Origin of the sequence: Kaistella gelatinilytica (assembly GCF_015679325.1) — a bacterium.
GTDB classification, from domain to species: Bacteria; Bacteroidota; Bacteroidia; order Flavobacteriales; family Weeksellaceae; genus Kaistella; species Kaistella gelatinilytica.
Window position 1 is genome coordinate 43869 of record NZ_JADPVI010000003.1, and the last position, 11492, is coordinate 55360.

The following is an 11492-nucleotide window of genomic DNA, read 5'->3' on the forward strand; positions in this document are numbered from 1 at the left end:
TATTGTTAAAAACCTATTTGGATACCAAAGGACATTGTTCTGATTACTGGTGAAGAATACCAGTATCTTCCTTTCCCTACCCAAGACCAAGAATTTGATGTAGATTCTGGATCATAGTTTAGTTCTTTATCAAAAGCATAGGTTAAAAGGTTTGTACCTCGAACATACACAGTAAAATTGGTGATTCCTGTAGCATTTTTAAATACTTCACCGAATGAATAAGCTAGTCTCGCTTCTTTCAATCTGATATGATCCCCTTTGTTGAGGAATCTTGAAGATTCTAGTCTTGATTCACTTGGGTTATTCAATAAAGCTTTTGGATTATCTGCATTGAAGTTTTCAGCTCCCGGAGCATCAGTCCAACTGTTATAAAGTGCCTCTGCAATTTGATTTCTGTTAGGGAATCTACCATCGTGAATGGTGTAAGAATGCACTCCGTTTTGAACCAGGAAGTCAAACTGACCTGAAATTAAAAAACTTAAAGTTAAATTCTTGTACTTGAATTCATTGGTCAAACCAACGTTGTAAGTAGGAAATGCATTTTTGCCTATCCAAGCTTTTTCAGCTTTGGTCTTAACATTAGTTACAGCAGTTTGTGAACCATCAGTGTACCAAAGACCATCTCCTGCTTTGATATTGTTAGCTGCATCATCTGCTTTCGCAACTCCTGCCCATAACCAAGTATAATATTCACCTAAAAGATGACCCGGTGCTAAAGCCACTAATTCATTACTTGAATCTGATGTTCCTCCTGCAAATTCGTAACGGTCAACATTTAATTTTTCAACTACTGATTTTCCGTAAGAACCATTTGCATTAATAGACCATCTGAAATTATCATTTTGAATAGGAACCGCGTCAATAACGATCTCGAAACCTCTGTTCCTAATGTCTCCTACGTTAGCAAAAAATTCGCTGGGACCTCCAGTTTCAGCTGCAGGAAATGCGTAGAATATTGCTTTTTTTGTTAATTTGTCATAGTAATCCATGGAAAACTTTAATCGGTCATTGAAGAAACCGAAATCAGCACCGATATCTAAATGTCCTGACTGTTCCCATTCCAATGAAGAGTTACCTGGATTAGAGATCCCTGCGTAACCGCCATTTCCACCATATCCGACTTGAGAGTTGTATCCCAATGTTGCATAAGCATCATACTGAGAACCCCATTGGTCTGCGTAAGGAATATTTCCTAACACCCCATAACTTGCGCGTAAGGTTAGGGAAGAAAATGCTTTTGGCGCAAAAGATTCATTGAACACGTTCCATGAAGTTCCTACTGACCAGAAATTTCCCCATTTTTGGTCTCCAAGCGTGGAGTTACCATCTCTTCTGATTTGTCCTGATAAGGTATATTTACTATCAAGTGTATAATTTAACCTTCCAAAATAAGAGATCTGTCTCCAGGCAAGGTCGCTGTTTGTAGTAATTACTTTATCTGCAAACTGAAAATATTGTCTAGGATCATTCATCGTAAGAGAGAATGCATAGAGATTATTATAACTGTGATCCTGATATTCCATTCCTGCATAAGCCTGAACGTTGTGAATGCCATTGAATATATTTCTGTAGCTCAAAGTATTCGACCAGTTCCAATCCAGAATGGTAGTACGTGCATCACCAAAAAACCCTTGATCTTCGGTCATCCCAATGTAAACAGGATGTCCTTTTAATCCAAATTGTCTTTCAGTCATAAACTGCGCCTGCAATCCGAAAAGGGAATTAAAATAGAAATTTTTGATAAACTGATAATCCATATTTACCGATCCAATGAAGGAGTTGATAACAGATCTTTGTCCTGTTTCCTGTAAAATGGAAACGGGGTTAAAACCTGCCGTCATTTCATTAGCATCTTTCTCCCAACTGTCTTGATTGAAAACGCCGTTTTTGTAAACAGAACGGAACGGAGAAAGCATGATCGTAGAAGTTACCGGATTTGCAGAAGCTCTACCACCAAAATAGGTATTTCTAATGATGTTGGAATAATTCAAATTTAAACCAAATTTTAATTTCTCAGAAGCTTTGTGGTCAATGGCTGTATTTATACTCAACCGGTCGAAGCCAGAGGATTTAACCAAAGGACTGTTCTGATAATAAGAACCCCCGATTCTGAAAGAAGTATTTGCACCGCCTCCGCTTACTCCAAAATTGTAAGTATTAACTACAGAAGAAACTCTGTTGACTTCTTTAGACCAATTGGTGTATGCTCTGGACGTTTTAATCGGTTCATCATTTGGAATATAATTATCCAAATAATATTGTGTTGCTTCCTCTAATGTATTGAAAGTTTGAGCAATACCTTTACCACCTTGTGAATTCCACATTAAAATTCCACCGTATTTAAGGTATTCATCACCGGTCATCAATTTCAATTTATCAAAAGCACGGTCCTGAACTCCTGTTTCGGTAGAGAATTCAAATTTCGTCTTCTGATTATATTTCCCTTTTTTGGTCGTAATCAAGATTACCCCATTCGCACCTCTAGAACCATATAACGCAGTAGCAGATGCATCTTTTAAAACAGATACATTTTCAATTGCATTTGGATCTATCGAAGCCAATGGATTCCAAGATTCCATCATGGATGCGTTATCTGAACCTTTTCCTACAACAACTCCATCAATTACATATAATGGATTTGGCGTACCGATAAGAGAACTTACTCCACGGATTGTAATCATATTGGAAGAACCTGGATCTCCACTGGCGGAAGAAAAGTTTAGGCCAGCAACTCTACCATTCAAAACCTCATCTACAGAGGAAAATGGTGTAGATTCAAAATTAGCTTTAGAAACCACATTATAAGCACCTACCTTTTGGGCCGGGTCCAGTTTAATTCCTCCAATTAATACAACTTCTTCAATTTCTTTAGTTTTGGTTGTAGTATCACGCTTTGCAGACGTATCGCGTTTTGCTTTTTGAGCCATTACAGATTGTCCTGCGAAAAACAATACTCCAATGGTTAAAACTCGTAATTTTACATTCATATTAACATTATTTAATATTTTAATGTCGCAAATATGTTAATTTAATTTAACATATACAAGTTAAAATTTTCAATAAGTCTATATAAACTTAAAATCGTTAATGGTTCTCGAATAATGCATTGATTATTTTGAACATTTATTACTAAAAATACCCAAAGCATTTAATTTTAATTATCAGTTAGAAAAGCAAAAGTTGAAACTATTAACATTATAATTTGAATAAGTCACAAAAAAAAGCCCGCTTCTCAGCAGGCTTTATAATTATGATAAAAATTTATTTCAATTTTTTCTTCACAGAAACTTCTTCATAAACTTCCAGAATATCACCGGTTTCGATGTCGTTATATCCTTTAATGTTCAATCCACATTCATAACCTTTGGTTACTTCTTTCACATCATCTTTGAAACGTTTCAAACTTTCAAGTTCTCCTTCGAATTTCACAATTCCGTCTCTCAATAATCTGATTTTTGAATTTCTGGTTACTTTTCCTGTAAGAACCATACAACCTGCAATGGTACCAACTTTCGTGATTTTGAAAGTTTCGCGTATTTCTACGTTACCGATTACCTGTTCTTTAATCTCAGGAGAAAGCATTCCTTCCATCGCTTCTTTTACCTCATCGATTGCTCTGTAGATAATTGAATAGGTTCTGATCTCAATTTCTTCTTTGTCTGCCAATTCTTTTGCGTTGACACCGGCTCTTACATTGAACCCGATCATAATCGCGTCGGAAGCGGCTGCTAACAATACATCTGATTCGGTAATTTGACCAACTCCTTGGTAAATAATATTTACGCTGATTTCTTCCGTTGATAAACTTTGTAACTGGTCAGAAAGTGCTTCAACAGAACCATCAACATCACCTTTCAAGATAATATTCAATTCCTTGAAATCACCAAGAGCAATACGTCTTCCTAACTCATCCAAAGTAAGGTGTTTTTTCGTTCTTACGGATTGTTCTCTTTGTAACTGACCTCTTTTGGTTGCAATTGTTTTCGCTTCTCTTTCGTCTTCGAAAACCCGGAATTTATCACCTGCAGTCGGCGCTCCGTCTAAACCTAAAATAGTAATTGGGATCGATGGACCCGCTTCTTCAAGTGGTTTCCCTCTTTCATCAAGAATTGCTTTTACTTTACCGTGATTTTTACCGGCAAGAACATAATCTCCTACTTTCAAAGTTCCGGTTTGTACAAGGATTGTTGAAATATACCCTCTTCCTTTATCCAAAGAAGCTTCAATAACAACACCTTGTGCATTTTTATTTGGATTGGCTTTTAACTCTAACATTTCTGCCTGAAGTAAAACTTTCTCCAATAAGGCGTCCATATTGTTACCCATTTTTGCAGATACTTCCTGAGACTGAATATTTCCACCCCATTCTTCTACCAATACGTTCATCGCAGATAGCTGCTGACGAATATTATCTGGATTAGCATTTGGCTTATCTACTTTATTTAAAGCAATGATCATAGGAACTCCTGCAGCTTGCGCGTGAGAAATTGCTTCTTTTGTTTGAGGCATTACATCATCATCCGCAGCTATTACAATAATTGCGATATCGGTGATCTGTGCACCTCTCGCTCTCATCGCAGTAAAGGCTTCGTGACCTGGTGTATCAAGGAATGTAATTCGCTGACCATTTTCCAGTTTCACGTTATAAGCTCCAATATGCTGTGTAATTCCACCAGATTCACCGGCGATCACATTTGTTTTTCTGATATAATCCAGCAAAGATGTTTTACCGTGATCTACGTGACCCATTACGGTTACGATAGGCGCTCTGTTTTTAAGATCTTCGGCAGTATCGGTATCTTCTTCAACCACTGATTCTTCGAGATCAGCATCGGAAAATTCAATTTTATAGCCGAATTCATCAGCAACCAATAGAAGCGTATCTGCTTCCAAACGCTGATTCATTGTCACCATCACTCCTAAAGAGAAACATGCAGAGATCACTTCGGTCGGACTCACATTCATCAAACTTGCCAGTTCACCAACAGTAATAAACTCTGTTACTTTTAGCGTTCTGTCAGCTGCATCGATTTCCTGTTGAAGTTCATCTTGCTCTCTTCGGTAAACTCTTTTCTCTTTTCTATATTTAGCTCCTTTATTCTTACCAGCTTTACTCGTAAGTTTTTCCAGAGTTTCTTTAATCTGATTTTTAACCTGCTCATCAGTTAATTCAACAGGCATTGTTGGCGCACCTCTTCTGGAACCTCCTGGTCCTGAAGGTCGGTTATTACCACCTTGATATCCTCCGCCTGGTCTATTTTGTCCCGGTCCTGGAGGTCTGTTCCCGCCGGGTCCCGGAGGTCTGTTTCCACCTGCACCCGGAGGTCGGTTTCCTTGAGTTTGATTGCCACCCGCACCTTGCGTACTGGTTCCCGGAGTTCCCGGTTTTTCAATACGTTTTCTTTTTTTCTTAGCTGCAGCGCTATTTGCTGAAGGTTTAGGCTTATTGAATTGTGATAGATCAACAGTCTGTTTTAAAATCTTAACACCTCCTAATTTCTGGTAAACCGTTTCTATTTTTGTAGATTCCGGGTTTTCACCATCGGAAGGAATTATCTCTAATGCCGGAACAGCAGGAGCATCAACTGTAGCAGCTGGTGTTTCAACCGTTGCGACAGGAGCTTCTACTTTCGGAGCGGGAACTTCTTCTACTTTTGCAGCAGGTTTAGCTTCCTCTTTCTTTGGAGAAGTTGTTTTTGATGTTTTGGGTTTATTGCCTTCAATTTGAGACAGATCGATTTTATCTAAAATCTTAAATTCCTGTTTTTCAGGAGTTGTAAGAACAGTTGGAGTTTCTTTTACAGGAACTTCTTCCGCTTTCACTACCGGTTCAGCCGGTTTTGTTTCCTGAACTTCCTGCTTTTTAGGTTCCAAGTCGATTTTACCCAAAATTCTAGTTTCAGGTCTTGCGCTTGATTTGGCTCTAATTACCTCAGGTTTCGTTGGTTCAATTTCCAGTTTTTCTTCCGGAACCTTTGCAATGACCACCTCATGAGAAGCCTTTCTTTGTTCCCCGTCTTTGCGGAACTCCGCTTCTAATGCAGAATATGCCGATTCTTCCAATTGAGCGTTCGGGTTACTTTCTACTACGATTCCTTTGGACTGTAGAAATTCTACAAGTCTTGTCATCGAAATATTAAATTCCTTAACTGCTTTGTTTAATCTAATTTTTGGCATGTATATTTTATACTTTTATTTTAAATTTCGGTAAAGTTAATTATTTTAACTTCATTGTAAGCTTTTCTGAAGTTTAGTCTTCAAATTCAGCTTTTAAGATCTGTTTTACTTCTTCGATGGTTTCTTCTTCAAGATCTACCATTTTCAATAATGCATCGGTGTCTTTATCAATAATACTTTTTGCAGTAGTAAGACCAACTTTCGTGAATTCATCGATGATCCACTGTTCGATATCTCCTTCTTCCGCACCACCAAATTCTTTCAATTCAACGTCGTCATCTTCACTTGCTTCTCTGTAAACATCGATCTCAAATCCAGTTAACCACGAAGCCAGTCTGATATTTTGTCCACCTTTACCAATAACGCGGGAAATTTCTTCAACCGGCGTATAAACCATGGCATAGTTGGTTTCTAAATTAATATCAATTTTATTAATGGTAATGTTTCCCAAAGCTCTTTTGACCATGATTTCAGGATTTTTCGACCACTGAATGACGTCAATATTTTCATTCTTCAATTCGCGAACAACGCCGTGAATTCTGGAACCTTTTACTCCAACACAAGCTCCAACAGGATCAATTCGATCATCATAAGCATCAACTGCGATTTTCGCTTTTTCTCCCGGAATACGAACTACTTTTTTCAAAATAATGGTTCCGTCCTGAATTTCAGGAATTTCAAGTTCAAGCAGTTTTTCCAAAAATTTAGGTGCAGTTCGCGAAACGATGATTTGAGGTTTTGCTCCTTTAAAATCAACACTTTCTACGATCGCTCTAATATTTTCTCCTTTTTTGAAGAAGTCAGATGGAATTTGATTTTCTTTTGGTAAAATAAATTCATTATCCTCATCATCTAACAAAATAACATGTTTGTGACGAATATGATGAACTTCCCCTACAACAATCTCGCCAATTTTGTCCTTAAACTGTTCATAAAGATAAGCATTGTTATGTTCCTGAAGTTTAGTCGCCAAAATCTGCTTTAAAGTAAGAATACTTCTTCTTCCTAACTGCGCAATTGGAATTTCTACCGTAAAATCTTCTCCGACTTCAAAAGTTGGATCGATTTTTTTCGCTTCTGAAATTTCAATTTCCAGATCATCATCTTCAGACATATCGTCTGCTACAATGGTTTTATTTAAAAATATCTGAAAATCTCCTTTATCTGGATTTACAATGACATCAAAATGATCATCAGAATCAAATCTTTTTCTTAATAAAGTTTTCAATGAATCCTCAATAATCGCCATCAGATCAATTTTGCTGATGTTTTTATCTTCTTTGAAATCGCCAAATGCTTCAATCAATGCTAATCCGTCCATTTATCTTCTTTTTTGTAAGTGATGATTAATGCGTGATTCGGGTACCACGTCATCGTTTTTAATTAAAATTTTACAGCAACAAGTGCTTTCTTGATCTCGGTGTACGGAAGCTCTCTTTCTTCCACTACATCTACTTTTCCTTTGCCCACTTCTTTGGGTTTCCGGTATTTCATAATCAAAGTGATCTTGTCGTCTTCAACTTTGATCAATTCTCCTTCAATTTCCTTAGAATCTGTCAATATTATCTCCAGTTCACGGCCGATATTTTTTCTAAATTGTCTTGGCGTAACCAAAGGTTCGCTCAGACCGGCGCTCATTACCTGAAGGGAGAAATCATGCTCTTCACGATCCATATTATTTTCGATAGCGCGACTTGCATCTAAGCAATCCTGCAATGAAACTCCGTTGTCTCCATCGAGGATCACAGTGATCGCGTCGGCCGTAGAAATCTTAAGATCAATCAGATATAAATCTTCTCTTTCTACAAGAAAAGTATTGAGTAATTCTTCTATTTGCTGTCTAAATTCCATATCCTTAATTTGCTTTACGAAAAAAGGCATTCTTGCGAAGGCCTTTTCATTTTTTCCGTAATTCCGATGCAAATATACAACTTTTTGATATATTGGCAAAATACCTTTAAAAGTGATTTAACACTTCACAAACTCAAAGCAATAAATTATTTATATTTGTTGCTACATTAAAAACATAAATTTTGAATATTACGATTGTTGGGACAGGTTATGTAGGATTGGTTACAGGAACTACTTTGGCAGAATTAGGCAATACGGTTTACTGTGTTGATATCGACGCAAAAAAAGTAGAAGCCATGAAGCAGGGAATTGTTCCTATATATGAACCTGGCCTGGAGGAAATGTTTTCCCGAAATATTCAGGCTCAAAGATTATTTTTTACCACCGAATTAAAAGAAGCGCTCGAAAAAAGTGAAGTCATCTATTTGGCGCTCCCAACTCCACCGGGAGAAGACGGTTCTGCAGATCTTTCTTATGTGCTGTCGGTTGCGGATCAAATTGGGACTTTGCTCACCGATTATAAAGTCATCGTCAATAAATCTACGGTTCCTGTCGGAACGGCTGATCGAGTTACTGCATCAATTTCAGCAAAAACTAAAGTTCCTTTTGATGTTGTTTCAAATCCAGAATTTTTGCGTGAAGGTTTTGCGGTGGAAGATTCCATGAATCCAGCGCGAGTTATTGTTGGGAGTGAATCTGAACGGGCAAAAGAAGTGATGGGGAAAATTTATCAGCCATTTACCAATATCGGAATCCCTATTATTTTCATGGATGAAAAATCCTCGGAATTAACAAAATATGCAGCAAATTCTTTTCTGGCGGTGAAAATCACTTTCATGAATGAAATTGCTAATTATTGCGAAAAAGTTGGTGCTGATGTTGACAAAGTTCGTTTGGGAATGGGTTCTGATGACAGAATCGGGCACCGTTTTCTTTTCCCCGGAATCGGTTACGGCGGAAGTTGTTTTCCGAAAGATGTAAAAGCATTGATCAGATCCGGAAAGCAGGAAAATTTTGATTTCCAAATTTTAGAGGCTACTGAAAGCGTGAATCAAACGCAAAAAGTAATTTTAGTTTCAGAGATCGAAAAATATTTTGGCGGAAACCTTCAAGGCAAAAAAATCGCTTTGTGGGGTTTAGCGTTTAAGGCAAATACTGATGATGTTCGTGAAGCTTCTTCTTTGGATAATATTAAACTTTTATTGGAAAAAGGAGCTGAAATTATCGCTTATGATGCGATCGCAGAAGGAAATGTAAAGAAAATTTTAGGCGATAAAATATCTTATGCCAGTGAAATGTATGCGGCTTTAGAAGATGCAGATTGTCTTCTTATCGCGACGGAATGGAGTGAATTTAAAAATCCAAACTTCGAATTAATGGCGAAAAAGATGAAAAACAAAGCCATTTTCGATGGTAGAAACATGTTTCCCTTAGAACAGATTGAAGACTCCGGATTCTTTTATAAATCCATCGGCCGTAAAACTTTGAGATAAAATTCTCTGAAAACTTCACGAAACACAAACACACAATTTTGAAATTAAATTTACTTTCCAAACTTTTATTTGTAATGCTTTTGGCTTTTACAGTCAATAGTTTTATCTATTTTTCTTTTGGAAATATTTACTCTTCAAAAATCTTAAATTACACCGATTTTTCTAAACAATTTCATTCCGGAATTTATCAATACCGAATTTTAAGTGGCTATTTTCTGATCTGGATCTATGATTTTTTATCGAGTTTAAATATTGATTATAAAATCTTTAAATTAAAATTTCAGGATCCCAATTCTGAGCCTCAAATGTATTTATCATTCTATATTTTAAATACTATTTTTATGGTTTTGAGTGCTTCAATATTATTTTTCATCACTGAAACAACAAATTTTGTCGCGACAAATGCTGAGAAAATTTTAATTGCATCACTTGCTATTTTTGCGATGGCTTTCGCTCAATTTGTAATTGTACCCTATGACATTTCCAGTTACTTTTTCCTCTTGCTTTTCTTCTATTTCTTACTTCAATATTTGCAAAAGAGTTCAATTCTACTGCTGGCTTTTTTAATGATCATAATTTTAATCTCCACTTTAAACAGAGAATCTTCGGCGCTTTCACTTTCTTTAGCCGGAACGCTTTTATACTCTAAATTTGGCTTTAAGAGAGAAACTTTTCAACCGATTTTATTATTGGGAATTGCGTTCATCGCAGTTTATTTCGGAATGAGATTTCTCAACCAAAGCTTTTCTACAAACGATGGAAACCTTTTCTCTCAAAATTTCAGCGAACCAAAAAACATATTAGGTCTGCTATTTTGGATCACTTTTTTTATCTTTAGCTTAATTATCGCTAAAAACAGAAATGCAAAGCAACAAATTCTGATTTTCCATTTTTTGTCTCTTCCTTATATATTGATGTGTTTTTATACAGGCATTATTTATGAGATCCGGCTCTATGTTCCTCTATTTTTAACTTCAATTTTGCTTGGCAGAACGGAGCTTTTACGAATTCATTAAATTAAGCTATTTTTACAAAAATTTATTCTCACAAATGACCGAACCTCAACAACAATGGACAGAAACCATTGAGTCAAACCATTCTCTTTTCGATCTCAAACTAAAAGAAGTTTGGCGGTACAAAGATTTGGTTTATATGTTTGTAAAACGCGATTTTGTTTCGGGTTTCAAACAAACTATTTTAGGTCCACTCTGGTTCTTTATTAACCCCATTTTTACCACCATTGTATTTGTATTTGTATTTGGAAACATTGCAAAGCTTTCCACGGACGGCATTCCACAGGTTTTATTTTATCTTGCAGGCATCACTTTATGGAATTATTTCTCCTCTTGTTTAACTGGCACTTCTAATATATTTACGGCAAACGCTTCCATTTTTGGTAAAGTCTACTTTCCACGTTTGGTCATGCCGATCACGATTGTGATTTCCAATCTGATGAAATTTGGCGTTCAGTTTATGCTTTTTCTGGCAGTCTGGATTTTCTATTTTAGCAAAGGAAGTATTCAACCCAATATCTGGATTTTGGCTACCCCTTTTTTAATTGTATTAATGGCTATTTTCGCTTTAGGCGTTGGGATGATTTTTTCGGCATTGACTACGAAATACCGTGATCTACAGATGCTTTTAACTTTCGGCGTAAGTTTAATGATGTACGCAACACCGGTTATTTATCCCGTTTCCTCGATTACTGGAGTTTGGAAAAAACTGGCTTATTATAATCCACTCACCGGAATTTTTGAATGTTTTAAATATGGCTGGATGGGACAGGGAGAATTTACCCTGGAAATGCTGCTCATCAGTACCGCAATTATTATCGTACTCTTGGTAATTGGTACTGTAACATTTAATAAGGTAGAAAAAAGCTTCATGGATACGGTTTAGAAGAGCCAAGTGAAAAGTAAACAGAGCCAAGTGAAAACTATGACGAAAAGCAAGTCACAAATAATATAAGAA

7 protein-coding genes are annotated in these 11492 nt (G+C 36.6%); 3 read left to right on the plus strand and 4 right to left on the minus strand.

Features of this window, described 5'->3' with window-relative positions:
- Positions 1-5 precede the first annotated feature (5 nt).
- The 4 genes from IV494_RS11035 to rimP all read right to left on the minus strand — a co-directional run bounded on the left by IV494_RS11035 (position 6) and on the right by rimP (position 8028).
- Positions 6-2987, minus strand: a complete 2982-nt coding sequence (locus IV494_RS11035) for a SusC/RagA family TonB-linked outer membrane protein (protein WP_196080201.1) — start codon at positions 2985-2987, stop codon at positions 6-8.
- Positions 2988-3261: 274 nt separating this feature from the next.
- Positions 3262-6177: a translation initiation factor IF-2 gene (gene infB, locus IV494_RS11040; RefSeq protein ID WP_196080202.1), complete on the minus strand. Its 2916-nt coding sequence runs from the start codon at positions 6175-6177 to the stop codon at positions 3262-3264.
- Positions 6178-6250: 73 nt separating this feature from the next.
- On the minus strand, positions 6251-7498 hold the full coding sequence (gene nusA / locus IV494_RS11045) for a transcription termination factor NusA (protein WP_196080203.1): 1248 nt from the start codon (positions 7496-7498) through the stop codon (positions 6251-6253).
- 62 nt (positions 7499-7560) lie between these two features.
- A complete protein-coding gene (gene rimP, locus IV494_RS11050; protein ID WP_039350484.1) occupies positions 7561-8028 on the minus strand; it encodes a ribosome assembly cofactor RimP in 468 nt (155 codons plus the stop codon).
- Positions 8029-8210: 182 nt separating this feature from the next.
- Between rimP and IV494_RS11055 the strand changes: the two genes are divergently transcribed.
- From IV494_RS11055 to IV494_RS11065, 3 genes are read left to right on the plus strand one after another with little or no spacing between them, the layout of a single operon-like run.
- Entirely contained in the window at positions 8211-9521 is a 1311-nt protein-coding gene (locus IV494_RS11055; RefSeq protein WP_196080204.1) for a UDP-glucose dehydrogenase family protein, read from the plus strand.
- A gap of 38 nt (positions 9522-9559) precedes the next feature.
- Positions 9560-10537, plus strand: coding sequence for a hypothetical protein (locus tag IV494_RS11060; protein WP_196080205.1), 978 nt, complete (start codon positions 9560-9562; stop codon positions 10535-10537).
- 34 nt (positions 10538-10571) lie between these two features.
- Positions 10572-11420 carry an ABC transporter permease gene (locus tag IV494_RS11065; RefSeq protein WP_196080206.1) on the plus strand — a complete coding sequence of 283 codons (849 nt, stop codon included), beginning with the start codon at positions 10572-10574 and terminating at the stop codon, positions 11418-11420.
- Positions 11421-11492: the final 72 nt, after the last annotated feature.